This is a genomic window from Psychroflexus sp. MBR-150, assembly GCF_053628795.1.
In genome coordinates this window covers 80287-106562 of the sequence record NZ_JBRJHB010000005.1, presented here as the reverse complement: position 1 = coordinate 106562, position 26276 = coordinate 80287, and the positions used below count along the sequence as shown (strand labels likewise).

General features: G+C 34.1%; 24 protein-coding genes and 1 pseudogene. 23 read left to right on the top strand and 2 right to left on the bottom strand.

What is annotated here, in order from left to right; all coding sequences use genetic code 11:
• The 15 genes and pseudogenes from ACSSV5_RS04425 (at window position 1) to ACSSV5_RS04355 (ending at window position 14953) form a co-directional block, all read left to right on the top strand.
• Window positions 1-2994 (top strand): TonB-dependent receptor plug domain-containing protein, encoded by a 2994-nt coding sequence (locus ACSSV5_RS04425; RefSeq protein ID WP_454244934.1) that lies wholly within the window; start codon window positions 1-3, stop codon window positions 2992-2994.
• A 241-nt stretch (window positions 2995-3235) separates the two neighbouring features.
• A complete protein-coding gene (locus ACSSV5_RS04420; protein WP_454244933.1) occupies window positions 3236-4444 on the top strand; it encodes an ABC transporter substrate-binding protein in 1209 nt (402 codons plus the stop codon).
• Between the two features lie 107 nt (window positions 4445-4551).
• Entirely contained in the window at window positions 4552-5553 is a 1002-nt protein-coding gene (locus tag ACSSV5_RS04415) for an LLM class flavin-dependent oxidoreductase (protein WP_454244932.1), read from the top strand.
• Between the two features lie 17 nt (window positions 5554-5570).
• Window positions 5571-5930: pseudogene (locus ACSSV5_RS04410) on the top strand (HpaII family restriction endonuclease); the annotation flags it as partial.
• An 87-nt stretch (window positions 5931-6017) separates the two neighbouring features.
• A complete protein-coding gene (locus ACSSV5_RS04405; protein WP_454244931.1) occupies window positions 6018-6878 on the top strand; it encodes an ABC transporter permease subunit in 861 nt (286 codons plus the stop codon).
• Complete coding sequence (locus ACSSV5_RS04400) at window positions 6879-7640, top strand: ABC transporter permease (protein ID WP_454244930.1); 762 nt, start codon at window positions 6879-6881, stop codon at window positions 7638-7640. It abuts the gene before it with no gap.
• Complete coding sequence (locus ACSSV5_RS04395) at window positions 7637-8377, top strand: ABC transporter ATP-binding protein (protein ID WP_454244929.1); 741 nt, start codon at window positions 7637-7639, stop codon at window positions 8375-8377. The genes ACSSV5_RS04400 and ACSSV5_RS04395 overlap by 4 nt, the downstream gene beginning before the upstream one ends.
• Window positions 8367-9329: a radical SAM protein gene (locus tag ACSSV5_RS04390; protein ID WP_454244928.1), complete on the top strand. Its 963-nt coding sequence runs from the start codon at window positions 8367-8369 to the stop codon at window positions 9327-9329. The genes ACSSV5_RS04395 and ACSSV5_RS04390 overlap by 11 nt, the downstream gene beginning before the upstream one ends.
• Window positions 9313-9810 carry a rhodanese-like domain-containing protein gene (locus ACSSV5_RS04385; protein WP_454244927.1) on the top strand — a complete coding sequence of 166 codons (498 nt, stop codon included), beginning with the start codon at window positions 9313-9315 and terminating at the stop codon, window positions 9808-9810. The genes ACSSV5_RS04390 and ACSSV5_RS04385 overlap by 17 nt, the downstream gene beginning before the upstream one ends.
• Window positions 9811-10007: 197 nt before the next feature.
• On the top strand, window positions 10008-10607 hold the full coding sequence (locus ACSSV5_RS04380) for a TIGR04282 family arsenosugar biosynthesis glycosyltransferase (protein ID WP_454244926.1): 600 nt from the start codon (window positions 10008-10010) through the stop codon (window positions 10605-10607).
• Window positions 10604-11413, top strand: a complete 810-nt coding sequence (locus tag ACSSV5_RS04375) for a purine-nucleoside phosphorylase (RefSeq protein WP_454244925.1) — start codon at window positions 10604-10606, stop codon at window positions 11411-11413. The genes ACSSV5_RS04380 and ACSSV5_RS04375 overlap by 4 nt, the downstream gene beginning before the upstream one ends.
• Window positions 11414-11532: 119 nt before the next feature.
• The gene (gene radC, locus ACSSV5_RS04370; protein ID WP_454244924.1) at window positions 11533-12231 is read left to right on the top strand and encodes a RadC family protein; all 699 of its coding nucleotides are present in this window, start codon (window positions 11533-11535) and stop codon (window positions 12229-12231) included.
• 3 nt (window positions 12232-12234) lie between these two features.
• Window positions 12235-13503 carry a DUF7033 domain-containing protein gene (locus ACSSV5_RS04365; RefSeq protein ID WP_454244923.1) on the top strand — a complete coding sequence of 423 codons (1269 nt, stop codon included), beginning with the start codon at window positions 12235-12237 and terminating at the stop codon, window positions 13501-13503.
• Window positions 13497-14177, top strand: a complete 681-nt coding sequence (locus tag ACSSV5_RS04360) for a YjjG family noncanonical pyrimidine nucleotidase (protein ID WP_211064485.1) — start codon at window positions 13497-13499, stop codon at window positions 14175-14177. The genes ACSSV5_RS04365 and ACSSV5_RS04360 overlap by 7 nt, the downstream gene beginning before the upstream one ends.
• A 14-nt stretch (window positions 14178-14191) precedes the next feature.
• Window positions 14192-14953 carry a hypothetical protein gene (locus tag ACSSV5_RS04355; protein ID WP_454244922.1) on the top strand — a complete coding sequence of 254 codons (762 nt, stop codon included), beginning with the start codon at window positions 14192-14194 and terminating at the stop codon, window positions 14951-14953.
• 13 nt (window positions 14954-14966) lie between these two features.
• On the opposite strand, the gene ACSSV5_RS04350 is transcribed toward ACSSV5_RS04355, so the two are convergent.
• Complete coding sequence (locus ACSSV5_RS04350) at window positions 14967-16247, bottom strand: replication-associated recombination protein A (protein WP_454244921.1); 1281 nt, start codon at window positions 16245-16247, stop codon at window positions 14967-14969.
• An 87-nt stretch (window positions 16248-16334) separates the two neighbouring features.
• Between ACSSV5_RS04350 and ACSSV5_RS04345 the strand changes: the two genes are divergently transcribed.
• The 5 genes from ACSSV5_RS04345 to ACSSV5_RS04325 all read left to right on the top strand — a co-directional run bounded on the left by ACSSV5_RS04345 (window position 16335) and on the right by ACSSV5_RS04325 (window position 22393).
• Window positions 16335-17072, top strand: coding sequence for a rhomboid family intramembrane serine protease (locus tag ACSSV5_RS04345; protein ID WP_454244920.1), 738 nt, complete (start codon window positions 16335-16337; stop codon window positions 17070-17072).
• A 391-nt stretch (window positions 17073-17463) separates the two neighbouring features.
• Window positions 17464-17895, top strand: coding sequence for an RrF2 family transcriptional regulator (locus ACSSV5_RS04340; RefSeq protein WP_454244919.1), 432 nt, complete (start codon window positions 17464-17466; stop codon window positions 17893-17895).
• A gap of 54 nt (window positions 17896-17949) precedes the next feature.
• Window positions 17950-19956 carry a hypothetical protein gene (locus tag ACSSV5_RS04335; RefSeq protein WP_454244918.1) on the top strand — a complete coding sequence of 669 codons (2007 nt, stop codon included), beginning with the start codon at window positions 17950-17952 and terminating at the stop codon, window positions 19954-19956.
• 6 nt (window positions 19957-19962) lie between these two features.
• Entirely contained in the window at window positions 19963-20886 is a 924-nt protein-coding gene (gene nadA / locus ACSSV5_RS04330; protein WP_211064492.1) for a quinolinate synthase NadA, read from the top strand.
• Window positions 20879-22393: an L-aspartate oxidase gene (locus ACSSV5_RS04325; RefSeq protein ID WP_454244917.1), complete on the top strand. Its 1515-nt coding sequence runs from the start codon at window positions 20879-20881 to the stop codon at window positions 22391-22393. Before nadA ends, ACSSV5_RS04325 begins: the two co-directional genes overlap by 8 nt.
• Before the next feature lie 279 nt (window positions 22394-22672).
• On the opposite strand, the gene ACSSV5_RS04320 is transcribed toward ACSSV5_RS04325, so the two are convergent.
• Window positions 22673-23563, bottom strand: coding sequence for a helix-turn-helix domain-containing protein (locus ACSSV5_RS04320; protein ID WP_211064496.1), 891 nt, complete (start codon window positions 23561-23563; stop codon window positions 22673-22675).
• A gap of 155 nt (window positions 23564-23718) precedes the next feature.
• On the opposite strand from ACSSV5_RS04320, the gene ACSSV5_RS04315 reads away from it, so the two are divergent.
• The 3 genes from ACSSV5_RS04315 to ACSSV5_RS04305 all read left to right on the top strand — a co-directional run bounded on the left by ACSSV5_RS04315 (window position 23719) and on the right by ACSSV5_RS04305 (window position 26104).
• Window positions 23719-24342 (top strand): flavodoxin, encoded by a 624-nt coding sequence (locus ACSSV5_RS04315; RefSeq protein ID WP_211064497.1) that lies wholly within the window; start codon window positions 23719-23721, stop codon window positions 24340-24342.
• Window positions 24343-24529: 187 nt separating this feature from the next.
• Complete coding sequence (locus ACSSV5_RS04310) at window positions 24530-25618, top strand: alpha/beta hydrolase (protein ID WP_454244916.1); 1089 nt, start codon at window positions 24530-24532, stop codon at window positions 25616-25618.
• 12 nt (window positions 25619-25630) lie between these two features.
• Entirely contained in the window at window positions 25631-26104 is a 474-nt protein-coding gene (locus ACSSV5_RS04305; protein WP_211064498.1) for a cupin domain-containing protein, read from the top strand.
• Window positions 26105-26276: the final 172 nt, after the last annotated feature.

Sequence of the window (26276 nt, the reverse complement as noted above, 5' to 3'; positions counted from 1 at the left end):
ATGACCAGATTTTTAAGCCTGTGTTGTATTCTACTGACTTGGTTAGGATTAGCACAACAAGACATCAACGTTACCGTTATTGACCTTGAAAACAACCAAAGTATTTCAAATATTGAAATTCGATTACAAAACGAAAATCAAGGAATCAATATCACAAAAACTACAAACGAAAAGGGACAAGTGGTGTTTAAAAATATTTTGCCTTTGAACGGTTACAAAATCATTTTTGAAGGCAATACAACATACGTCCAACAACAATCAGAGCCAATCGATATCCGTTCTAACGAAAATATCAATTTACCATTTTATCTTATCTCCAAAGATTTTGCTGAACAATCTTTAGACGAAGTTTTGATTACTCAACATAAGACGAGTCGAATTAATCGTCAAGACGCTGAAGTTTCTTTTGAGTTGGAAGCCCAAGAAATAGAAGAAATACCTGTTGAAGGCCGAGATATCACTCGAGTTCTGTATAGGATTCCCAATGTTACTCAAGCCACAGGATTTTTTCCTGAAGCACCAAATGTGAGTATCAATGGAGCAAACCCGCTTTTTACATCCTATTTAATTGACGGGATGGATAATAATGAGCGTTTTCTCGGCGGACAGCGTTTTGCTATTCCAGCTGGTTTTGTGAAAGACATTACCGTTTTGACCAGTAATTTTTCAGCAGAATATGGATTGACCAGCAATGGTGTCATTGATATTACAACCAAATCTGGTGGTAACGAACATCACGGCGAAGTTTTTTTTGTGACGCGACCTGGCCCAGAAATTGACGGTCAAACCGATTTTGCCCAACGCGATTTGTCTGGCAACTTGGTTAAAGATGGCTTTGCGAGATACCAATCTGGTTTTGCTGTTGGTGGTCCAATTGTAAAAGACAAAACTTTTTATTTTATCAATTTTGAACACACAACTGACCAAAAAGACAACCTATTAAATTCTCCAGATTTAGGAGTTATAGAAACGGTTGAAGGCACTAATACATTCAATTATTTTTCAGCTAAAATCGACCACATTTGGAAAGAAAATTTTAGAAGTTCTTTGAGAGCCAATATCGGCGTCATCGATATAGAACAACAAGGTGGCGGACTTGAAGGTGGCGTAACCTTTCCATCGGCTGCAAGTGCACAAGAGCGTAATAGCATTAATTTGGCTTTAAAAAATGCATACAATATTGGCAATATGAGTTTTGAAACCAATGTTCTTTATGGGCGTTTTCGTTGGAATTACGCTGACCCCGATAATGGCGCTTCGCCTCAAGTTACCGTGAGAAACCCTGCCGACCAACCTGTTGCCATTGTTGGTCATCCTGGATTTGTGTTTGACGAAATTGAAAACACGGTTCAGTTTCAACAAAAATTTAAGTGGTATTTAGAAAACCATACCATCAAAGCAGGTTTTAATTATATCAGTGGCGACCACGAATTGTTTGGCGGTGGTAATCCTAATGGAAACTACATTGTAAGATTAACCGACCAACAACTCAACACGCTAAATAGTCAAAATATTGGTGGCGCGTTAAATGTCGATGATATTCCTTTGGATGCTGAAGTGGTGAATTATGGTGTTGAATTAAGACCTTCATCTTTTGGCACGACTCAAAACATCACGTCGTTTTATGTTGAAGATTTATGGAAAATCAATGATAAACTCAATGCCACTATAGGTTTAAGATACGATTATGACAACTTATCTAAAGGCGGAAGCACCGATGGCGACACCGACAACATCGCCCCACGACTCAACTTTAACTTTAAACTTACTGAAAATTCTGTGATACGCGGTGGATATGCCATTGCCTACGATAAAATTAACTATGCGATTTATAGTGATGCTTTACAATTGAACAACAATTCTGAAGACTATAAACTGCAAATTCAAGAACTCGTAAATCAAAGTATTTTACCTGCTGATACTGATATTGACCGCGTAACTTTCAATGGAAATTTGACGGCTAATTTTAGTAACATCAACTTTTTAGAAGGACCATCGCCCGCAGATTTGGCTGGAAGTGAACAAAATGTGTTTTCTAATGAAAGAAGAATATTAAATCCAAATGGTTATGACAATCCTTATTCACATCAATTTACTTTAGGCTATCAAGTTCAGCTGGAGAATGACAAATTATTTTTTGTAGATGTGATGCACAATAGAAGTCAAAATTTATTTAGGTTAAGAAATCTCAATGCCGCCGAACCCTTTCCAATAGGAAGTGATTTTTCTCCTGATGATGTGAGAACCATAGAAGAAGCCGACGCAACTCGACCCATACCTATCGTGAATGGCGTTGGAATTATTGACGGACAAGAAGTTGAAGGTGTGGCGAGAAACGTGGTAGTTACTGAAACCAAAGGCGAATCTGAATATTGGGCAGCGAGTTTTAATTTGCAAAAAGCCCGAGGTCAAAACAACTATTCATATCGTGTCAATTACACTTTATCATCTTTAAAAAATGATACAGAAGATATCAACTTTAGAGCTATGGATGCCAATAATTTTGATGCAGAATGGGGACCGTCTATCAATGACAGGCGACATAATATTAATGGTATTTTTAATTATTATCCTTTTGAAGGCACGACCATAACTTTGGCTGCACTTTTACAAAGCGGACAACCCATCAACAGAATTCCTGACGGTGAAGTTTTTGGCACAACCGACCTGAATGGCGATGGCTCAGGATTTGGCGATGCTTATGTGGGCAACAGCGACCGCTCACCTGGCGAATCCAGAAACAACGACCGCTTGCCGTGGAATAACACTTTTGATGTTGGTGTTCAGCATCGGTTTAAATTGAGTAACAACCACCGTTTAGAGTTTCGAGCTGATATATTTAATGTCTTGAATGCAGAAAACTTAAGTGGTTTTTTTAACAATGCCACGCAGAGTAACCAAATTCAGGCTGGACCAGCATCATCTGGGCGTTTTGTGCAGCGAAATGCCGGACCGCCAAGACAGTTTCAGTTTGGGGTGAGGTATTTGTTTTGAGTTTAATAAAAGTCTCTCGCAAAGTCGCGAAGGCACGAAAGAATATTTTAATTAACAATAAATCTAAATAATTTTATGGCATTGATTATGGTATCTTTATTTTTTAACTAAGGAAATAAAACTTTGCGTTCATTGCGTCTCAGCGGTGAAAATAAATAACCGCAAAGTCGCTAAGAACGCTGAGATTCTCAATTAGTCATTTTATTAAGCACATCGCAAAAACATAATTAAAGTAAAAACTATGCATAAACCCATTATAACAATTATTCTAATCTGTTTTTTAGGCTGTAAAACTGATAAAACTTCAGATGAAAGCGTAGATTTATCTGATTGGGCGCTGATTGAAACGCAAGGTCAAAGACAAAATATCAATTTGATGATGTGGAAAGGCGACCCGAAAATCAACGCTTATATGAGCGATTATGTTTTGCCCAAGGTAAAGGCTCAATACGGGATTGATGTCAATATTGTCAGTGGTCAAGGCAATATGATTGTGCAAAGTTTGATGACCGAATTGCAAGCTAATAAAAGTGAAAGCGAGATTGATTTGGTGTGGATCAATGGCGAGACGTTTTATCAACTACGTCAGATTGATGCCCTTTATGGTCCTTGGACGTCTGTATTGCCTAATGCTGAATTTATAGATTTTGACAATCCGTTTATCGGGAAAGATTTTCAGCAACCTATTGACGGCTACGAATTGCCTTGGGGCAATGTGCAAATGACCTTGATTTATGATCAAGCTAAGGTTAAGAATCCACCACGAAACAAAACTGAACTGCTGAATTTTGTCAAAACCCATCCAGGTCAATTTACCTTTGACAATCATTTTACAGGTTTGACTTTTTTAAAAAGTTTGCTGATCAGTTTTGCAGAAAATCCCAAAGAACTTTATAGTGAATTTGATGAAGCTACTTATCAAAAATATAGTCAACAACTATGGGAATACATCAACAAACTAAAACCTTACCTTTGGCAAAAAGGTGAAGTATTTCCAGAAAATGTAGCTCAAATGCATCAATTGTTTGCCTCGGGTGAAATTTGGTTCAGTATGAGTAACAACGACAGCGAAGTGGATAACAAAATTAGCGAAGGACTTTTTCCTAAAACCGCACGTGCTTATGTGCCTGATTTTGGCAGTATTCAAAACAGCCATTATTTGGGGATTCCAAAACTGTCTAAGCACAAAGCGGTAGCAATGTTGGTCGCCAATTTTATGATTTCAGCAGAAGCCCAAGCTCACAAATCTAAGCCTGAAGTTTGGGGCGATGGCAGTGTTTTAGATCTTAAAAAATTACCTGAAAATGAGAAACAACATTTTGAAAATATTGTTAGACGTCAATATGCACCACCGAGAAGTGAGCTTAATCAAAAAGCATTAATGGAGCTTAACCCCAAATATATGATTCGATTGGCTGAAGATTTTAGAACAAAAATTATTAATCCGTGAAATTGAAGGTTTATTTTATACTTGATGAAGTATTAATTTTACTAACTTTACCATATTCTTTTAAACATTAGGTTGATGATTTAAGGATTATTAAAAAACAAATCACAATGGCTTCAAAAAATATTTCTACAATTCCCTTTTCGGTACTCGATTTGGCAATGGTAATTGAAAATAAATCTATTACACATACATTTAACAATAGTTCGGATCTTGCACAGCATGTTGAAAAATGGGGCTATAACAGATATTGGCTAGCCGAGCATCATAATATGGAAGGCATAGCGAGTTCGGCAACCGTTATACTTATTGGATATATAGCCTCTAAAACATCAACTTTACGCGTTGGTTCAGGTGGCATTATGTTACCAAATCATGCACCATTAATAGTAGCCGAACAATTTGGCACACTCGAAACACTTTATCCTCAACGTATTGATTTGGGTTTAGGTCGTGCACCTGGAACCGACCAACTAACAGCTTACGCATTGCGTCGTGATCAAAAAGCGGCTATGAAATTTTCTGAAAACATTAAAGAACTTCAACTCTATTTATCAGCAAGCAACAAAACAGGACAAGTAAGAGCTATCCCTGGCGAAGGATTAGATATTCCAATTTGGATTCTTGGCTCAAGTACCGATAGTGCTTATTTAGCTGCTTCACTGGGTTTGCCTTATGCCTTTGCCAGCCACTTTGCTCCCGCACAACTACATCAGGCATTGGCAATATACCATCAAAATTTTCGTCCTTCCATGCAACAAAAAAAACCTTATGCTATGGCATGTGTAAACGCTATTGCTGCTAATACAGATGAAGAAGCAGAAGAACTTGCCACTTCTTTCAAGAAACTGTTTCTGGGTATTATTACAGGTAAGCGGGAAAAACTACAAGCTCCAACTGAATTATCAAAATTTTATATAGACCCTCTCAAAGAACAAGCTTTACAACAAATGATAAAATATTCATTTGTGGGAAATTCTGAAACAGTAAAAAATAAAATGCAACAATTTTTAAATGAAACACTTGTTGACGAACTCATGATTACGAGTGCTATTTACGACCATGCTGCACGACTACATTCTTATGAAATAATCAGCAAATTTAAAAGCTAGATTCAAGTGAGTTTTCGCATTTGACCGATTTAGTAACCAAAACTGCAAATAAAAATCCATTAAACTTCGACATTAAAAACGAACATAAGTTTTACGAATATAAAATAAAACGCTTCCTGACTGATGTTGCACTTGGAATGATGCCATCACAAGTTTGGACAGGACAATATGATGCAACAGGTGGATATTTAATTGTCAAAGAAAATGGAGATGTTTTGTGTTATCATATTTATAACAGAAACGAATTTGAGAATTACTTGCTAAATAATACAAAACTCGACACTGCAAGTTCTTCTCGACACGGATTTGGAAAAATTTATAAAGAAAACAGAGAGCTATTTTTTAAACTGAATTTACTAATTAGGTTTATAAAATAGGTAAAAGTAAAAACTAATTAGAGTTGAGCTCAACCCCAAATATATGATTCGATTGGCTAAAGATTTTAGAACAAAAATTATTAATCCGTGAAGTTGAAGGTTTATCCTATTTTTATTAAGCTATTGTTTTGGCTACTGATTGTACTACCTGTGCTTGCAGGGTTGGGCTATGCGTTAAGTTATAGTTTGGGTTTAATAGGTTTATTGTCCAAAGGTTTCACATTTGAATATTGGCAAAAGGCTTTGACATCGCAAAGTTTATGGGCGAGTTTTTTATACAGTTTAAGCATTGGTTTTGTCAGTGTTTTTATCAGTTTGTGTTTTGCGGTGAGTATGGCCTTAAGTTGGAATAAAAGTATTCAAAAGGGTCGGTTAAGCTATTTTATCTTTTTGCCTTTGTGTTTTCCAGCAACGGTGATGGCGTTTGTGGTTTTACAATGGCTTTCGCCATCGGGTTGGTTTTCTCGAATGGCTTTTGAATTGGGATTTATCAATAGTCTAAATGCTTTTCCAAATCTGGTCAGAGATTTTTATAGCATCGGAATTATTGTATGTAGCGTGCTGTTGATTACGCCGTTTTTTACCATTTTGATGTCTAATATTTATAGAAATGAAAACCTTTTACACTTAGAAAATTTATCTAAAACACTCGGGGCATCAACGGCTAAAACCCTGAAACGAGTAACGCTTCCGATTTTATTTCAAAAATCAAAAATGACCTTATTATTGTTTGTCATATTTGTGATGGGCTCATATGAAGTGCCACTGATTTTAGGTCGGCAATATCCGCAAATGGTTTCGGTTGCGATTGTGCAAAAAATCCAAAAATTTAATTTGAATGATATTCCTTTAGGGTTTGCAATGAGCGTGTTATATGTCATATTGGTGGTTTTAGTTTTAATTGGTTTTGGAATACCAACGCGTAAATATTTAAAACCCAATTTTTAAATGATGAGCAAAGTCTTGAAATACATTTATGTTTTGACCGTGGTATTTCCATTGGTATTTTTGTTGGGCTTATCTTTAGCACAGCAGTGGCAATTTCCAGAGATTTTACCACAAAAATGGACACTTCAACATTGGGAAAATGGTCTCTTTCAACAAGGTGATATTTTGAAAAGTTTATTGTTGTCACTTGGTTTATCTTTGACATTGGCGAGTTTGGTCAGCATATTAGCTTTTTTTATATCTAAATACATCGCCTACAGTAAATATCGACAAATTTATATGCGATTAACGCTTGTGCCTTACATTTTATCGCCCGTAGTGTTGGCGGTGATATTTCAATATTATTTTACGGTAGCCAATTTGTCTGGCAATTTTATCGGAGTATTGATTGCTCAACTCTTTTTTGCTTTGCCTTTTGGGATTGTCATTTTCAATAATTTTTGGAACGACAAATTAAAATCTATTGAACAACTCTCATTCACCCTTGGTGCAAGCTCACGACAAAGTTTAATGAAAGTTATTTTGCCTTTATCTAAACCCGTTATTGTGTTATGTTTTTTTCAATCCTTTTTAGTCTCTTGGTTTGAATACGGGCTTACGCAATTTATAGGTTTAGGCAAAGTCAAAACCCTAACGGTGATGGTGTTTAATTTTATCAATGAAGCCAATCTATTTTATGCCGCTTTGGCTTGTGTTTTGCTCGTCTTACCTCCTATTGTATTGTTGTATATGAATAAAAAAGTTCTAATTTTAGCCCGATGAGTCAATCTTTTCTTCGCATACAACAACTCGATAAACGTTTTGGTCAAGACCAGATTTTGCAAAATATCAATCTTGAGTTAAACGAAGGACAAACCTTAAGCCTTATTGGAGCTTCAGGCAGTGGTAAAACCACTTTGTTGAAAATTATAGCTGGACTTGAAAAATTGAATCAAGGGGAAATTTACCTACGGCAAAAACGTATTGATGCACTTTCGCCACAACGACGAAAAATTATTTATTTATATCAAGATGCTTTGTTGTTTCCGCACTTATCGGCTTTTGAAAATATTGCTTTTGGATTGAAACTACAGAAAGCAAAAAATATTACTGCTCAAGTCAACGCAATGCTCAATAAACTCGGTATGCAAGACCAAGGCCACAAAATGCCCAACCAACTCTCAGGCGGACAAAAACAACGCATAGCTTTTGGTAGAGCTTTGGTGATTCAACCGCAATTGCTTTTACTTGACGAACCATTTGGTGCTTTAGACCCTGAAATTCGGACACATATGCAAAAACTTTTCAAAAGCTTGGTGTCGTCTCAAAATCTATCTGCTATTTTTGTGACTCACGATTTAAAAGAAGCCATTATCATTGGTGACGAAATTGCTAAAATTGAGCAAGGAAACTTGATACAATACGACTCCAAAAAAGCTTTTTATCAAGATGAAAAAAGTGGCGTAAACGACGAAATTTTATTTTGGAAACACTTGAAAAACGAAACGAATGAAGACTGATTTTGACCACATAGAATCCCTGTATTGGGTGTTTACTCAACTCTGCAACGACGATTGTGACCATTGCTACAACGACTCGAGTCCGTTTGGTGCACGTATATCTCAAGACGATTGCTTTAAAATCATAGACCATATGCCGAGCAAGATTAATCGGTTAATTTTAAGCGGTGGTGAGCCAATGGCAGATATCAAATTGTTACACGCCATTCTAAACAAAATACAGGACAAATACCAGGGCCAAACCCAAATTATGTTGCAGACCAACGGCGATTTGCTGAACACCAAAAAACTTCAAGTGCTTATTGACAAAGGTGTTACACGCTTTGACATTGCCAGTATAGACCGCTATCATAAACATGCTGGCAATCGCTTGATGGAGTTGGCAGAGATTTTTGAAAGTTGTGGCGTGAATGGCGAAGACAAAGATCCATTAGTTGACAGCGAAAATTATTTAACTGAAAAAGATTTGAGTTGGGGCTATTGGGGTGCCAACGAAGAGATGTGGATTGGTGGCAATTGGGCACGTGGAAAAGCTTTAAAAAATGATATCCATTATAAAAATCCCGATCATAATTTCTGCACGATTTTATCAGGTGCAAGAAATTTTCTGGGCGGTTACGATGATATTCCCAATGAAATCAGCATCCAATTGTGGCGAATCAATCCGTGTTGTCCTGGCACACATTTCCCTATGGGCGACGCCCGAAAAGAAAAGGTTTCAGACGTGCTTAAGCGTGCATCACAAAATATTGTATTTAAAGCTTTAAATGATGGCGAACCTTTAAAAATGGGAAAATCACTTGGCGTAAGCGAAGACGAAGCCAAAGCCAAAAACGACGAATTAGGCAATATCTGTTTGTATTGCGACCATTTTATGAAATGCCATAAAGACGAAATTTTTGATAAAAATGGTGTAAAACCAAATATTGATACCGATGTGTTATCCTCTTAAATATCTAAGTTTATTTATAATTGGTCTAAGTGGGTTTGCTCAAAACAGCATTGATGACGCTATTCAAAAATACAATTCGGGTAGTGTAAGCTATATTGAAGTTGAAACCTTAAAAACAAAACTCGACGCTGGAGAAAATATAATCTTATTAGACACGAGAACCAAAGCCGAATACGAAGTGAGTCATTTAAAAAATGCCATTTGGGTAGGTTATGATAATTTTGAAAAAAAGAACGTAAAACATCTTGACAAAAACACAAAAATAATCGTCTATTGTTCAATTGGCGTGCGTTCAGAGCAAATCGGCGAACGTTTGAAAGCAATGGATTTCAATAACATTCGGAATTTACACGGTGGAATTTTCGAATGGGTAAATCGCGGTTATCCGATTTATAAAAACAACCTGCAAACTCAAAACGTGCATCCTTATGATGAATTTTGGGGAAAATTTTTGGAACGCGGTAATAAAGTTTTAGAATAAAATCAAGCTCAATCATATCGTCTTTGCGCCTTAGCGACTTTGCGTGATATTTTTAAATATAGATATTGTTTAATGAAAAACTACTTAATCATCTTTATTTTAAACCATTAAACCATTAAGGCATTAAGAACATTAAGAACAAATAATCCTTAATGCAACTTAACTTCTTAATGGTTAAATTTAAAACGTCAAAAAAAATGAAAAACTGCTTAATCATCTTTACGAGAAAACCCGAAAAAGGAAAAGTCAAAACCCGATTAGCACAAGGTGTTGGCGATGATAAAACTTTAAAGATCTATAAGTTTTTATTGCAACACACGGCAAAAGTAACGGCAAAAGTTAAAGCACATAAACAAGTTTATTACACCGAAGCTATTGCTAAAAATGACGTTTGGGATGATAATATTTTTGAAAAAAAAGTTCAAATAGATGGCGATTTGGGCGAGAAAATGCAACACGCCATTGAGCAAGCCTTTCAAGATGGATTTGAAAAAGTAATCATCATAGGTTCAGATTTGTATGATATCGACCACAATCTGATAGACAAAGCATTTGCTGAACTAAGCCAGAATGATATTGTGATTGGTCCAGCTACTGACGGCGGATACTATCTTTTGGGAACAAAATCAATTTTTTCTGAAATTTTTAAAAACAAACCTTGGGGAACTGATGAAGTTTTAAACCTTACCCTAAAGAATTTAAAATCAAAACAAGTAGCTTTGTTAGAAGCAAAAAATGATATAGATTATAAAGAAGATTTAGATAACTTCCCAGAATTAAAAACATTATTAAAATGAAATACCTAAAAGAAACCACAAAATACCTCAAAGAAAAAGGCTTTAAAAATCCTGAAATTGGCATTATACTTGGCACGGGATTAGGTCAACTATTGGACCAAGTTAAGATTATTCACGAAGTGAGTTATAACCATATACCGCATTTCCCAACGGCAACAGTTGAATTTCATAAAGGCAAGCTCATATATGGTAAAATTGAGGGTAAAACCGCCGTGATAATGCAAGGACGATTTCACTTGTATGAAGGTTATGATTTGCTTGATGTGACTTTCCCTGTTAGAATAATGAAGTGCCTTGGTGTTCAAAAGTTACTTGTGTCTAATGCCGCTGGTGCCATCAATCCCAACTTTCAAAAAGGGGACTTAATGCTGATTGACGACCATATCAATTTACTTGGTGGCTCGCCATTAGCCTACAAAGGCGTTTCTAAACTTGGTAATATTTTTGTAGATATGAGTCGTCCGTATGATAAAAGTATGAGTCAAAATTTGATTAAAATTGCACAAGATCAAAACATCAATTTACATCAAGGCGTTTACGCTTCAGTTTTAGGACCACAACTTGAAACGCGAGCTGAATATCGTTATCTAAAAACCATTGGTGCCGATGCGGTTGGAATGAGCACCGTGCCAGAAGTGATTGTCGCTAATCATTTACAACTGCCTGTTGTTGCCGTTTCAGTATTAACAGACGAATGCGACCCCGACAACTTAGAACCCGTAAATGTTGAAGATATTTTAGAAACCGCAAAAATCGCCGAACCTAAAATGGTGAAACTGTTTTGTGAGTTGTTGAAGTTTATATAAAAATAATTCCGTATAGAACTAACAATAACAACTCAATTATATTTATAAGATTTTATCAAATCAAAATTTAAAAAAATTAACCAAACAATTAGAAAAAATAAATTTTGTATTTTTAGAACATGGTTAGCCAATCAAAGCGTTTTACAATAAAGTCATGGTCAGAAAGCGACAGACCCCGAGAAAAACTGCTTCATAAAGGGAAGTCTGCTTTGAGCGATGCCGAACTGCTGGCGATTATTATTGGGTCTGGCAATAGGTCTGAAAGTGCGGTAGAACTGTGTAAACGTCTCTTAAAAGATAAAGACCATCAATTGAGGTTGTTGAGCAAAATGAGTGTAGAAGAGCTACAAGATTATAAAGGTATTGGCGAAGCTAAAGCCATAAGTATTGTTGCAGCTTTAGAACTTGGTAAACGGCATGGTAATGCAGATTTGCCTATCTTCCCGAAAATTTCATCAAGTTATGATGCCTATAAGGTTATGAAATCAATTATTGCCGACTTAGAGCACGAAGAGTTTTGGGTCTTGTTGTTAGACAATTCTAATAAAGTCATTAACAAACAGCAAATAAGTAAAGGTGGTATTACTAGCACTACAGTCGATATAAGATTAATCTTTAAAAAAGCACTGTCTTGTGGAGCCGTAGCTTTAATTCTAGCTCATAACCATCCGTCAGGCACTTTAAAACCAAGTCGGTTGGATATCAAATTAACTGAAAAAATTAAAAAAGCAGCAATGTTGATGGATTTCAAACTTTTGGATCATATCATTGTGACAGACAAATCTTATTATAGCTTTGCTGATCAACAGTTGCTCTAACTTATGGAAATATTAATATACGTACCAGAAATTACACCTCGCATAAATTACACATTTAGGCAGGTCTGTAAACGTATTTTGGGATTTAAAATCAACTTTACAACAAAAATAGAAACTTTTATAGCTTATAAAGGAGCAAAATTTTCTTATGCCAATCAAAGATTAGGTAACGAGGTTTTTATTCAAGCCTGTGGTCTGCTTCAAGAACAAGGTGTTAATGATTTAGAAATCAACGTATCTATTTGGCAAGGTGAACCTTATTTTTTTAAAACTTCTTTACAAAGTGATATTCCTTATGATATTTTTGCTGCTAGCTTCTTTCTATTAACACGTTATGAAGAGTATTTACCGCATGTCAAAAATCGCATAGGAGACTTTCCCGCCCAAGAAAGTCTCGCTTATAAAAATGGCTTTCTACAAAAACCGATCGTTAATATTTGGATAGACGTGTTTTCAAAAATTTTACAAAACAAGTTTAAAGACATTAATTTAAATTCAAACTCATCTCAAGTCAATATAATTGTTGCCGTAGAAAAAGCTTTTAAATACAGAAAATATGGAATTTCAAGAAGCATTGCTGGCTTTGTTGGTGACACTATTCAATTAAAATTTAGTGATGTCTATTCAAGAATAAAAACTTGGTTTTATTCAAATAATGACCCTTTTGATGTTTATGATGAACTCATTAGATTTAAAAATGATTATAATGTTGATATGAAGTTTATGTTTTTACTAGGCGATTATAGCATAAACACAAAAAATATCAACCATAGAAAAAAAATATATCAAAAACTTATAAAGTCTATGGGAGATTATTGTGAAATTGGTTTAATGCCAAGTCATGAAGCAATACATGAGTTTGATATTTTAAATAAAGAAATTGACCGCTTTGAGAAAATATCTAATCGTGAGTTAGAAAGCATTATGATAAAAGATTATGAATTAAATTTCCCTGATTTCTATATAAGTTTAGACAAAACAAATATCAAAAAAGATTTCTCGATGGGATATTCTGACCATATTGGTTATAGAGCAGGCACATCTCATTCTTTTTTGTTTTACGACTTAAACTTAGAACAGGCTTCACCGATTGAAATACACCCATTTTTTGCAAGCAGTCAAGCACTTAAAAATACAGACATCGAAAAGTTTTATTCTATAAAAAATGAACTGAATTGTTCATATAATTTACTGATTAGCAATGAAGATTTTTCAAATACTGAATTTAAACAAAAAATTTACCAAATCACAAAACACCTCAAGACATGCTAGCACAGCAACCAAGTGATATTTTTTTTGATTTGGATCACACTTTATGGGATTTTGAAAAAAATTCAGAAATCACTTTCAATTTAATTTTTGAAAAGCATAATCTCAACATCAATTTAAATTCGTTTTTGCGTTTGTACAAACCTGTGAATATGAAATATTGGGATTTGTATCGCAAAAATCAAATTGACTCTGAAAGTTTGAGATACTACAGACTCAAAGAAGTCTTTGATGCTTTAAATATTGAAAGTGATAAAAAACTCATCGACTTAGTTGCCGAAGAATATATCAACAATTTATCCGATCAAACTAATCTCTTTCCCGATGCAGAACAGATCTTAAATTATTTAGCAACCAAATATAGATTACATATCATTACCAATGGCTTTGAAAAAGTTCAACACAAAAAAATAAAGTCTTCAAAAATTGATCATTTTTTTGAAACGGTAACCACAGCTGAAGGTTCAGGCTACAAAAAACCTGATAAACGCATATTTGAACACGCTTTAAGAAAAGCAAAAACACATCAAAGCAAAAGTCTTATGATTGGAGACAGTTTAGAAGCCGATATCCAAGGTGCTAAAGATTTCGGAATACCAGCGATTTATTTTGGCAAAAAACCTAATTTTGACATCGATTATGTTGAGCGGTTAATAGATTTAAAAAACGTATTATAAATTATTTAATTAGTATGAAAAAGATTTTAGTTTTAATTTTAGTCCTATTTTGTTTTAAAACATTTAGCCAAACCCCTGAAAAAAAATACCAATACATCATTGTGCCGGTTCAATATGGCTTTTTAGATGAAGTAAATGAATATCAACTCAATGTCTTGACTAGGTTAAGGTTGAAAGAAGTTGGTTTTGAAGTGTATATGAATGAAGGCGAAGAAAAACCACAAAAAATTAAACTTAATAGATGCCTTGCTTTAAATGCAAATGTCAAGGAAGACAAAGGTATATTTACAACAACATTAATTTTTGAACTTAAAGATTGCTTTGGAAAGCTGGTTTATCAAAGTGAAGGCACAAGCCGATTAAAACCCTTTAAAGAAGCCTACCAACAAGCCCTTAATAGAGCTTTAGAAAAATTTCAAGTAGATTCATCTTTATTTCTAAAAACTTCAAATGAAAAACAAGTGTCTAATATTTCTGAGATAAATTCTGATAACAAAGAAACTAAAGAAAAAATACCTTTTGAAGAACGTGCCAATGCCTATCAACTGTATGGTCAAACCTATTGGCTGCTCCAAAAAGATGATAACTACACCATTTTTACCGACAAAGGTCAAACTATTTTTGCCAATTTAGAATATGCTGGTCAAGGAAGCTATAGTTTTGACTCTGCTGATATTGATGGTGCTGCTTTTTTTGACGCTAATGGAAATTTAATTGTTGAATATCTTGCAAAGGAAGAAGATACAGTTCAAAAATTAGAGTTTAAAAAGCAATAAATACCCTAATATTTCAAAACTCATATTTATCTTTCCAGCGTCGTTTTAGAAAATCCTTAAAATGTTTTTCTTTCGGATTGTTTGACGTTTGGTATAAACTTTCAGAAGATATTTCATCTGGCATAAAATTATGATATGCAAAGTTTCCATCATAATCGTGTGCGTATGGATAAGCTTTGCCGTAATCTAAATCTTTCATCAATTTTGTCGGTGCATTTCTTAATGACAATGGTACATCTAAATCTCCTGTCTGTTTAACTAAATCTTGAGCTTTATTGATAGCCATATAAGCTGAATTACTTTTGGGTGAAGCAGCGAGATAAATCACGCATTGACTTAAAATAATCCTAGCTTCTGGCATACCTATAATATTTATAGCCTGAAAAGTATTATTGGCCATCACCAATGCTGTGGGATTTGCCAGACCAATATCTTCAGATGCCAAAATAATGAGTCGTCGGGCAATGAACTTGATATCTTCACCACCTTCAAGCATTCTGGCTAACCAATAAACCCCAGCATTAGGGTCGCTACCTCTAATAGATTTAATGAACGCTGAAATAATGTCATAATGTTGTTCGCCTGATTTGTCGTATTTTAAAGGTTTTTCTTGAACAATTTTATAAACACTTTTATCGTCAATAATAATTTTATGCTTTGAATTTTGTTGGCTAATCACCAATTCTAAAATATTGAGCAATTTTCTAGCATCGCCTCCGCTTAATCTAAACAAAGCTTGATTTTCTTTAATTTGGATATCTAAAGTCTTTAAAACCTCATCTTCAGAAAGTGCTTTATCAAGGAGTGTTTTGAGTTCATTTTTACCAAATGATTTTAAGGTATAAATTTGACATCTCGACAATAGAGCTGAAATCACTTCAAAACTGGGATTTTCTGTGGTTGCTCCTATTAACGTTATCCAAGCTTTTTCAACGGCTTCGAGCAATGAATCTTGTTGAGATTTGCTAAAGCGGTGAATTTCGTCAATAAATAAAATCGGTGAGTTTTGACTGAACATCCCTTGAGATTGTTTTGCTTTTTCAATCACAGCACGAATATCTTTTACACCACTATTAATGGCACTTAATTTATAAAATGGTCTGTTGATTTCATTAGCAATAATTTGTGCTAAAGTCGTTTTACCGATACCAGGTGGTCCCCAAAAAATAAGCGATGGCAAGCTTTGTTGTGCTACAATTTTTGAAATTAAACCATTATCGCCTACCAAATGGTCTTGCCCAATGTAGTCTGAAAGTTTTTTAGGTCGAAGTCTTTCTGCCAAAGGTGTGTTCATAACTACAAATTTACAATTTTAGTGACATTATTACAGAAATTGTGGACTTGGAAATGAAATTGATATATTTATGTCATCAATTATTTTATGTCAAAATCTTTTAAATATACTCACGATGTTTTGATTTATCCATTAGGATTAGTCCTTTTGATATGGATAGTTTATTGGATTGAGATTAAGTATAATTTAAATTTTACTACCTACGGCATTTATCCTCAGAAAATTGAAGGCTTAAAAGGAATTATATTTTCTACATTTATCCATAGTAGTCTAAAACATTTGTTTAATAATTCTGTGCCTCTTTTGTTATTAAGTATGGCCTTGTTTTACTTTTATAGAAAAATTAGTAAACCAGTTATTTTGTGGGGTATTTTTATCACAGGCTTATTAACTTGGCTCATTGGCAGACCGAGTTATCATATTGGTGCCAGTGGATTGGTTTATGTTTTGGCTTCTTTTTTGTTCTTCAAGGGTATTTTTTCAAAATACTATAGGTTGGTTGCCTTATCATTAAGTGTTGTCTTTATTTATGGTAGTTTGGTTTGGGGCTTATTTCCAGGAAAAGTAGGCATGTCTTGGGAAGGGCATTTATCAGGATTTGTCGTCGGGTTAGGTTTAGCTTTTGTATATAAAACCAATAATTTAGTGAAACCAAAATATGAATGGGAAAAGCAAGATTACAATGCTGAAGAAGACGAGTTTATGCAACTTTTTGATGATGAAGGAAACTTTAATCCTGATAAAAATAATGATGATCAGGATAAAAAAGATGATGAAATAAATGTGATATACCACATTAAAAAAAACAAGGATGGAATTGAATAATTTTTACCTTACCAATTCATACAAAAATAAACCAGCAGCCACGGCAACATTAAGCGATTGTGTTTTTACTTTCATTGGGATATATCAAGTATGTTCAAGCATATTTATAATGCTGTGGTGTATTCCAAAACCTTCGCTCCCCATATCCAAAGCTACTGACTTTATGATAAAGATTGATTTTGATTTATTTACACCAATTTGAATGAATAATATCATTAAAGATAAAAGGTATAACATCGACGAATATTTCAAGAATCCTTTACATACAGAAAACTTTTAAAATAACATTTGGCGTTTTAAAGGTGCTTTGTTCATAGGATTGTTAATAATTGTATTACGGATATCATTGTCCTTTTATAAACTTGTTTATATTTGTTGTAAAATTGAACCGATGTTTTCAAAAAGCTGTGAATACGCTATCAAAATAATGACTTTTATTGCCTTTAAACAAGCAAAATCTAAAGAACTTATCGGTTTAGATTCCATTAGCGAAGCCATTGATTCACCTAAAGCTTTTACTGCTAAAATATTACAACAGTTGACAAAAGCAGGTTTATTAAAAAGTGTCCGGGGACGAACTGGTGGGTTTTATTTAGACAAAAATCGAGATGTTTTCATTGGTGATATAGTTAGAGCAATTGATGGTTCTAAAATTTTAGAAGGCTGTTTATTAGGTTTTGGCAAATGTCAAGATGAAAACCCTTGCGTGCTTCATCATCAAATCAAAAAAGAAAGAAAATCTCTGAAAAAAAGATTGAATTCGACTGACATTTATAGTGTAGCCAAACGTGTAAACACTAAAAAAGCATATTTTAAAGAATAATTTTTTTAACTCATATAAAGATATTGATATCCTTTTATCCTAAATTTAAAAACTATGAAACTCAACTTCAAACTCAACCAAGATTTTATTGAAAAATACAAAAGCAAAAAGCCTGATTTTGGTTTTAATGGTTTAGGGCAACTCACCTACCACCGCACCTATTCGCGTTTAAAAGAAAATGGAGAAAACGAAAAATGGTTTGAAACGATTAGACGGGTTGTAGAAGGTTGTTATAGCTTGCAAAAAGAACACATTTTAAAAAATGAATTGGGTTGGAACGACACCAAAGCTCAACGTTCGGCTCAAGAAATGTACGACCGTATGTTTAGGATGAAATTTTTGCCACCCGGCCGAATGTTGTGGGCTCTCGGAACCCCTATTATTCACGAAAAAAAAGTCGGACAAGCTTTGTTTAACTGTGCATTTGTGTCAACTAAAGATATGGGAAATAGCATTGTAGATGCGGTTAAACCCTTTACATTTATGATGGATATGAGTATGGTTGGTGTTGGTGTGGGTTTTGATGTTTTGGGTGAAAATAAAGTAGTTATCCACCAACCCCAAAAACAAGCAGAAACTTATGTGATTCCCGATACGCGTGAAGGCTGGGTTAAAAGTTTAGAATTGTTATTGGCTTCTTATTTTGGACAACATTTCAATAAACAACCTACACATCACATTGAATTTGATTATTCTCAAATCAGAAAAGCTGGTGAGCCTATAAAAGGTTTTGGTGGAATTTCATCTGGACCTCAACCGCTTGAACGACTGCACAATCAAATCAGGGAAACTTTAAATCAACTGGATCACCACAAAATCAGCATTACAGCCATAACTGACATTATGAATATGATTGGTCAATGTGTTGTAGCAGGTAATGTGAGACGAACCGCACAAATCGCTTTAGGCGATGCCGACAATACCGAATATCGCAAACTCAAAGATTACCGATGGGACAACGACAAACAAACTTATGTTGGCGAAAATTCTCATCGTGCGACATACGGATGGGCATCCAACAACAGCGTTTTTGTAAATAATCACACTGATTTTGAAGATGTGGCAAAACAAACGGCTATTAATGGCGAACCTGGTTATATCTTTATGGATAATATCCGCTCGCATTCACGAATGTGTGATCCCGCAGACCATAAAGATCATAAAGCTGTTGGCACCAATCCTTGTGGAGAACAATCTTTAGAAAGCTATGAGTTGTGCTGTTTGGTAGAAACTTTTCCGTCTCGAGCAGAGAGTAAAGAAGATTATTTAAGAACTCTCAAATTTGCCTATCTCGTTGGCAAAACCGCAACATTGGTCAATACCACTTGGCACGAAACCAATCGAGTTCAAAAACGCAACCGTCGTATTGGGACATCTGTTACGGGCGTGACCAATTTTATAGGTAAACATTCCTTAGAAATTTTTAGAGATTGGTTAGAAACAGGTTATAACGAAATCCAAAGTTGGGATGAAATTTATTCCTCTTGGTTGTGCGTGCCTAAAAGCATTAAAACAACAAGTGTAAAACCCTCTGGAACGGTAAGCCTTTTGGCTGGTGTAAATCCAGGTTGTCATTATCCAGAATTTAAATATTACATCCGAAGAATTAGAATTGCTAAAAACTCAAAACTTATACCTCAGCTCAACGATGCAGGTTTGCATATTGAAGATGATGTTATGGATACGAGTTCTGCGGTAGTCTCTTTTCCTATTCACAATGAAGGAAAATGCCTAAACGAAATTAGCATATGGGAACAAGTGAGTTTAGCCTCATTTTTACAACGCTTTTGGTCTGACAATCAAGTGTCTTGCACCGTTACCTTTAAACCAGAAGAAGCCGATCAAATTCAACCGATTTTAGAATTTTTTAAATATTCACTTAAATCGATTAGCTTTTTGCCTAAATTAGAAATGGGTGCTTACGCTCAAATGCCTTATGAAGCCATTTCAAAAGAAAAATATACTGAAATGAAATCGAAGATGAAAACCGATTTTAGCATTCAATCTTTTGAAGATGGTATAGGAGAGAAATTTTGCAATAATGATAAATGTTTAATATAATGAATTATGAATATTCCAACTGAAATACAAAATTTAAAATCCAAGAAAAATGCAGTCATTTTGGCACATTATTATCAAAATGAATCTATACAAGATATTGCTGATTATATAGGTGATAGCCTTGAGCTTGCAAAAAAGGCTCAAGAAACTTCAGCAGAAATTATTGTTTTTGCTGGGGTTCATTTTATGGCTGAAACCGCTAAAATTTTAAATCCTCAAAAAAAAGTTTTATTGCCTGACCTAAATGCTGGTTGTTCATTAGCAGATTCTTGTTTAACCAAAGATTTTAAGAAATTTATAGAAGCACATCCTGACCATAAAGTTGTGACTTACATCAACTGTAGTGCTGAAATAAAAGCGATGAGTGACTATGTATGTACATCTTCTAATGCCATTGATGTCATCAAAAGTTTGCCAAAACAAGACAAAATTATATTTGCCCCAGACAAAAATTTAGGTGACTATTTAATAAAAGAAACGGGGAGGAAGATGTTACTATGGAATGGCACTTGTGTGGTTCACGAAGCTTTTTGTTATGATAAAATTTTAGATTTAACGATTGAATATCCTGATGCCCAAATAATAGCTCATCCTGAGAGCAAAACAGAAATTCTGAAAATTGCACATTTTATAGGCTCGACCTCTAAACTGTTGAAGTATGTCAAAGAAGATTCTCACAAAGTATTCATTGTAGGCACTGAAGCTGGTATTCTACACCAAATGCAAAAAGAAGTGCCTGATAAAAAATTGATTCCAGCCCCTATTCAAGAAGATAATACCTGTGCTTGTAGTGAATGTGCTTTTATGAAAGTCAATACTTTAGAAAAACTCTATCTGTGTTTAAAAAATGAAACTCCTGAAATTAATTTAGATGCTACTATCGCTCAAAAAGCTTTGACACCTCTAAAAAAAATGTTGAGTTATGCTTGAGAAAAACACTGACATAATAGTTATTGGAGCTGGTATTGGTGGTTTGAGCTTTGCATTATATCTGAACAATTTAAGCCCTGATCTCAATATAAAAATACTCGCTAAAAGTGAAATTAATACCTGCAATACTCGTCTGGCTCAAGGTGGTATTGCTTCGGTGAAATTTAATACTAAAGATAGTTTTGAATCTCATATCAACGATACTTATTTAGCTGGTCATAAAAAAGGAAACTATGAAGTGATAGAAAAGGTGATAAAAGACGCTCCAAATCGCATTCAAGATTTATTGAATTGGGGATTGAAATTTGATAAAAATGGAAATCGATTTGATTTACACAAAGAAGGTGGACATCAGTATCATAGAATTTTACATACCAAAGATCAAACAGGCAAAAGTCTGCATCAATGTCTTTTAGAAAAAATTAAAAAAATTCCATCAATACAAATATTAGAATACCACCAAGTTGAAAATATTGTAAAAACTGATAATGGCTTTAAACTCAAAGTGGCTAATTTAAATTCAAAACAATATTATCAATATTCTGCAAATCATGTTGTTATTGCAACAGGTGGCTGTGGTCAACTTTTTCCTCAAACAACAAATAGTTTAGGAAGTATTGGAGAAGGTATATATTTTGCTCATCAATTAGGATTAAAAATTAAAGATTTTGAGAAAATTCAATTTCATCCTACTTCTTTTAATGGCATCAACATCAATCCTAGTTTTTTAATTTCAGAAGCTGCTAGGGGTTTAGGTGCTCATTTGATAAACGAAAAACATCAACGTTTTGTTTTTAAATATAATACAAGAGGTGAATTAGCCCCAAGAGATATTGTTTCTAACGCCATTTGGAAAGAAATATCACATCAGAATAACGAAAATATATATTTAGATTTTACACATTTAAACTGTAAAACCATTCCCGAAGCACTTCCTTATATTTATAAAACCTGCAAATCTTATGGCTATGATTTATGCACGGATCATGTCCCTATAAAACCAGCTGCACATTACCAATGCGGAGGAATACAAGTCAACTTGAATGGAGAATCTTCAGAAAAAGGTATTTTTGCGATTGGTGAATGTGCTTATACTGGATTACATGGCGATAACCGATTAGCCTCAAATTCACTTTTAGAATCCTTGTATTTTGCTAATTCAGCGTCGAAAACTATTGCCAAAAGAAAAAGATTTAATAGAGGTGAATCATATGTTTCTTTAGTTTCAGACACTCCTTTTTCAGTTTTGTCTGTAACTCAAAAGGAATATTTAAGTCAGTGTAAAGAAACGGCAAAACAACTACTAAGCTTAGCTTTTGAAAATAATAACTTCAAAAAATATGTTCACAAAACTGATATCTTAATTAAAAAATTCAACGCAACAACAACATCATTAAAATCACACCCTGAAGTTTTTGAAACCAAAGTTATTTTAAAAAATGTTCAATATTTACTTCAAAAAAAGATGAAACAAAAATCATTAGGTGATAAAAAAATAATCACTTAAATCAAACCCTACCGCTCTTGCCTTGCCATATATATTTTCATAAAAATATGTGACGCCATATTACGGGCGTTATTTTTAGCACGATCGGCTTTTTCGCCAGTAAAATTTTCATTCACTGTTTCAAATCATAAGTCAATCAACTTTTTTATGATACACTTCGGGTAAATTAAACAAATCCGTTATATAATGATAACCAGGAGCTTGCAGAAAAGGCTCAAGAAACTTCAACAGAAATTACTGTTTTTGCTGGGGTTGGTTTTCCAAACACTATGAAAAAAATTAATTTATACTTCTAAACTCTTTTGGACTTACACCAACTTTTTGTTTAAACAGACGGGTAAAGTGTTGTGGATAACTAAAGCCTAATTCGTAAGCTATTTCACTAATAGATTTACTCTCATCATAAATACGTTCTTTAGCGACATTAATGACTTTAGATTGAATATAATCTTGTGCAGATTTGCCGATTTCTTTTTTGATTAAATCACCAAAATAATTAGAAGACAAATTCAAACACTCTGCAAAATATTGCACCATAGGAAACCCAATTTCTGTGGCTTTGTCAGATTTAAAATAATCATTGAGTAAAACTTCAAAATCCGATAATATATCAGAGTTTATATGCTCTCGAGTGATAAATTGACGGTCGTAAAAACGGTCGCAGTAATTTAAAAACAGCTCTATATTGGAAGTGATTAACTTTTTGCTGTGTTTATCTACATTTTGTTGGAGTTCATAACTAATTTTTGAAAAACACTCCATTATAATTTGCTTTTCTTTTTGCGATATATGTAAGGCTTCACTGGATTGGTAATGAAAAAAATTATAATCATTCATCATACCTGCCAAGGGCATTCCTAGTAACAAATCGGGATGAAACACCAATCCGTTACCCATTGGTTGGTATTCATCGGTTTTATTTAGGACGTCAATAACTTGTCCAGGAGACACAAATACCAAAGTTCCTTCTTGATAATCATAAGTTTGTTTTCCATATTTTAAATCACCGCATTTTACATCTTTCAAAAACACACAGTATAAATCAAAATACATTTTAGAACCAGAACGTTTGTCCGCTTTCGAAAAATCAATAACATTTACCAATGGATGAAAGGTTTCGTGTTGATTGAAATTATTATAGTCACTAACAGTTTTAAAATCGTATTCCATAACTTAAAATTATTACTCAAAATTAGTCAAAAAAATAATTCAATCATTAAAAATGAGCAAAATCAGTAATATTGGTATATCAACCTGTAATTGGTATAAAGATGCCTATTGTAAATTTACACATCTTTGCATAAATGATTAAAATAGTGTCAAAGATGAAAACGTCTTTCTTAATTCTTGTATTGTCTTTTATGAATGTTTTTACTTGTAACCAAAATCAAAGTGAAACTTCAAAAAAACAAATTGAAATTAAAGATAGAACGCAAAGAAATATATTAATTGTTTTTCTGTCTAGAACCAAAAACACAGAAGCCGTTGCTAAAATCATTCAAAAAAAAGTTGGTGGAAATTTGGTTTCCTTAGGGTTAGTCAACCCCTATCCAGAAAACTATCAAAAAATTGTAGCACAAGTCGATCGTGAAAATGATGAAGGTTTTTTGCCTGAATTAAAAACCAAAATTAACGATTTGGATAATAATGACACGATTTTTATTGGCTTCCCTACTTGGGATATGCAAATGCCACCACCAAAGAAAAGTTTCTTGTCGGAAAATGATTTAAACGGGAAAACAATTATCCCGTTTAATACCAACGCAGGCTATGGTGTAGGCAGTGGTTTTGATACAGTTGAAGAACTCTGTTCTGATTCGACCATTTTAGAAGGTTTCTCAACAAAAGGTGGCGTTGAGCGCGATGGTATTTTATTTGTAATGGAAGGTGAAAAATTAATTCAAGTAAAAAAACAAGTAACTTTCTGGTTACAAAAAATAGGCTTTTAATAGTTAAATCATAAATAAAATGAAAGCATTGAAAATAAAATAATTCAACAAGAAAGATAGTAGTTCATCGGTTTTACTGAAAGCAAAATTATCTAAAATCGGTAATATTGGTAAGGACTTACGTAATCCGTGTAAAATTAATTGTATTATTCTTGCTAAATTTATATTTTCAATTAAAATCAACAAAATGAAAACATATATACTATCAATACTATTCCTTTTGTTTTTTATAACCTCAAGCAATGCTCAGGAAAATAATAAGAAACCGCTCATAATAGAAGCTCAAGGAGCTTTTGCCGTGGGAGGCAGTATAAAGAAAAGCACAGGAAATTTTGATCCTATCGCTGATGGAGCTTTTAATCCTTCAAATCAAAGTACAGAAGGGCAGACATTACACGGTGACCACGCCTCTGTTTTTTACCAAATTCCTGTAGAACATCGAAAATTACCACTTGTGTTCTGGCACGGATATGGTCAATCGATGCGAACTTGGCAAACTACCCCAGATGGGCGTGAAGGTTTTCAAAGTATTTTTCTAAGAAAAGGATTTCCTGTTTATTTATTAGACCAACCCAGAAGAGGTCTTGCAGGTCAGAGTTTAAAGCCTATAAAATTGGAAGCAAGAACAGAGGATCAACTTTGGTTTGGTATTTTCAGAATGGGTGAAGGAACCACATTTTACCCAAACATTCAGTTTTCTAAAGAACCAAAGGCACTTAATCAATTTTTTCGCCGATGCACTCCAGATACAGGTCCTTTAAATATCGACATAAATACCGATGCCGTTTCTGCTTTATTTGACAAAATTGGAGAGGGAATATTGGTTACCCACTCGCATAGTGGAGGTCAAGGTTGGTTAACAGCTCTTAAAAATGAAAATATAAAAGCAATAGTGTCTTACGAGCCAGGGAGCAATTTTGTATTCCCTAATGGTGCTGTACCTAAACCTATTCCTTATGTAGGAGGCATATTAAGTGCTCGAGGAGTAAGTACTGGTGAGTTCAAAAAACTAACGAAAATTCCCATAATTATTTATTACGGAGATTACATCCCTGAAAAAGAAGTTGAGAATCCTGGTAAGGAGCAATGGCGTGCCTCACTTCAAATGGCTCGAAAGTGGACAAGAACTGTAAACAATGCTGGAGGAGATGTAACACTAGTGGTACTGCCCGAAATTGGTATACAAGGAAATACGCATTTCCCAATGTCGGACTTAAACAATCAGGAAATTGCCAATCTTATGTACGATTGGCTCAACAAAAAAAGATTAAATTAAAACTAAATAAAAATGAAAAATCTAATTACAGTATTATTATTTATTATTCCTATGCTTTTATCTGCTCAATCAAAGGAATACAGCGTTTCAACGTTTCACGAAGAAGGCTTTAAGGCACCAAACACACACTATATTGGCGAGGCTTGGTTAAATGGGGTGCTAGAAGTGAAAGGAGATTTAAACTTTCACATCACAAAGGCTAATTTTAAGGCAAACTCAACGCTAGACTGGCATAAACACACCTCTATTCAAGTTCTAATTTATGTTGAAGGCGAAGGCTATTACCAAGAAAGAGGAAAAGACCCTATAATTCTTAAAGCGGGTGATGTCATTAAATGTAAAAAAGATACGGAACACTGGCACGCTTCAACTAAAGAAAGTGATGTGACTTATTTGGCTATTTATGGTGGTGATAATCCTACAACTTGGACTGAGGTGCTTACCCAAGAATATTATGATGATGTAGCCAAACAACTCAAACAATAACTTACAAATTTCTTGATTGGGTTTAAAACTTTTTATAAAACTTTCTATATTACAGTTAAAAATTGCAAATATCAAATAGATATAAGATATCTGTAGTCGAATAATACTTTCATCTTTTTATAAACGAGCTATTTTAAATTTCAAAAGTTTAAAAAAGCAACAGAATGATTTA

What these genes read in the sequence shown, in the direction of transcription:
- ACSSV5_RS04425 (WP_454244934.1), top strand. Translation starts at nt 1, where the DNA reads ATGACCAGATTTTTAAGCCTGTGTTGTATTCTACTGACTTGGTTAGGA.
- ACSSV5_RS04375 (WP_454244925.1), top strand. Translation starts at nt 10,604, where the DNA reads ATGAAATACCTAAAAGAAACCACAAAATACCTCAAAGAAAAAGGCTTT.
- ACSSV5_RS04340 (WP_454244919.1), top strand. Translation starts at nt 17,464, where the DNA reads ATGTTTTCAAAAAGCTGTGAATACGCTATCAAAATAATGACTTTTATT.
- ACSSV5_RS04390 (WP_454244928.1), top strand. Translation starts at nt 8,367, where the DNA reads ATGAAGACTGATTTTGACCACATAGAATCCCTGTATTGGGTGTTTACT.
- ACSSV5_RS04315 (WP_211064497.1), top strand. Translation starts at nt 23,719, where the DNA reads ATGAAAACGTCTTTCTTAATTCTTGTATTGTCTTTTATGAATGTTTTT.
- ACSSV5_RS04325 (WP_454244917.1), top strand. Translation starts at nt 20,879, where the DNA reads ATGCTTGAGAAAAACACTGACATAATAGTTATTGGAGCTGGTATTGGT.
- ACSSV5_RS04310 (WP_454244916.1), top strand. Translation starts at nt 24,530, where the DNA reads ATGAAAACATATATACTATCAATACTATTCCTTTTGTTTTTTATAACC.
- nadA (WP_211064492.1), top strand. Translation starts at nt 19,963, where the DNA reads ATGAATATTCCAACTGAAATACAAAATTTAAAATCCAAGAAAAATGCA.
- ACSSV5_RS04350 (WP_454244921.1), bottom strand. Translation starts at nt 16,247, where the DNA reads ATGAACACACCTTTGGCAGAAAGACTTCGACCTAAAAAACTTTCAGAC.
- ACSSV5_RS04400 (WP_454244930.1), top strand. Translation starts at nt 6,879, where the DNA reads ATGATGAGCAAAGTCTTGAAATACATTTATGTTTTGACCGTGGTATTT.
- radC (WP_454244924.1), top strand. Translation starts at nt 11,533, where the DNA reads ATGGTTAGCCAATCAAAGCGTTTTACAATAAAGTCATGGTCAGAAAGC.
- ACSSV5_RS04380 (WP_454244926.1), top strand. Translation starts at nt 10,008, where the DNA reads ATGAAAAACTGCTTAATCATCTTTACGAGAAAACCCGAAAAAGGAAAA.
- ACSSV5_RS04385 (WP_454244927.1), top strand. Translation starts at nt 9,313, where the DNA reads ATGTGTTATCCTCTTAAATATCTAAGTTTATTTATAATTGGTCTAAGT.
- ACSSV5_RS04365 (WP_454244923.1), top strand. Translation starts at nt 12,235, where the DNA reads ATGGAAATATTAATATACGTACCAGAAATTACACCTCGCATAAATTAC.
- ACSSV5_RS04335 (WP_454244918.1), top strand. Translation starts at nt 17,950, where the DNA reads ATGAAACTCAACTTCAAACTCAACCAAGATTTTATTGAAAAATACAAA.
- ACSSV5_RS04360 (WP_211064485.1), top strand. Translation starts at nt 13,497, where the DNA reads ATGCTAGCACAGCAACCAAGTGATATTTTTTTTGATTTGGATCACACT.
- ACSSV5_RS04420 (WP_454244933.1), top strand. Translation starts at nt 3,236, where the DNA reads ATGCATAAACCCATTATAACAATTATTCTAATCTGTTTTTTAGGCTGT.
- ACSSV5_RS04345 (WP_454244920.1), top strand. Translation starts at nt 16,335, where the DNA reads ATGTCAAAATCTTTTAAATATACTCACGATGTTTTGATTTATCCATTA.
- ACSSV5_RS04305 (WP_211064498.1), top strand. Translation starts at nt 25,631, where the DNA reads ATGAAAAATCTAATTACAGTATTATTATTTATTATTCCTATGCTTTTA.
- ACSSV5_RS04355 (WP_454244922.1), top strand. Translation starts at nt 14,192, where the DNA reads ATGAAAAAGATTTTAGTTTTAATTTTAGTCCTATTTTGTTTTAAAACA.
- ACSSV5_RS04395 (WP_454244929.1), top strand. Translation starts at nt 7,637, where the DNA reads ATGAGTCAATCTTTTCTTCGCATACAACAACTCGATAAACGTTTTGGT.
- ACSSV5_RS04415 (WP_454244932.1), top strand. Translation starts at nt 4,552, where the DNA reads ATGGCTTCAAAAAATATTTCTACAATTCCCTTTTCGGTACTCGATTTG.
- ACSSV5_RS04320 (WP_211064496.1), bottom strand. Translation starts at nt 23,563, where the DNA reads ATGGAATACGATTTTAAAACTGTTAGTGACTATAATAATTTCAATCAA.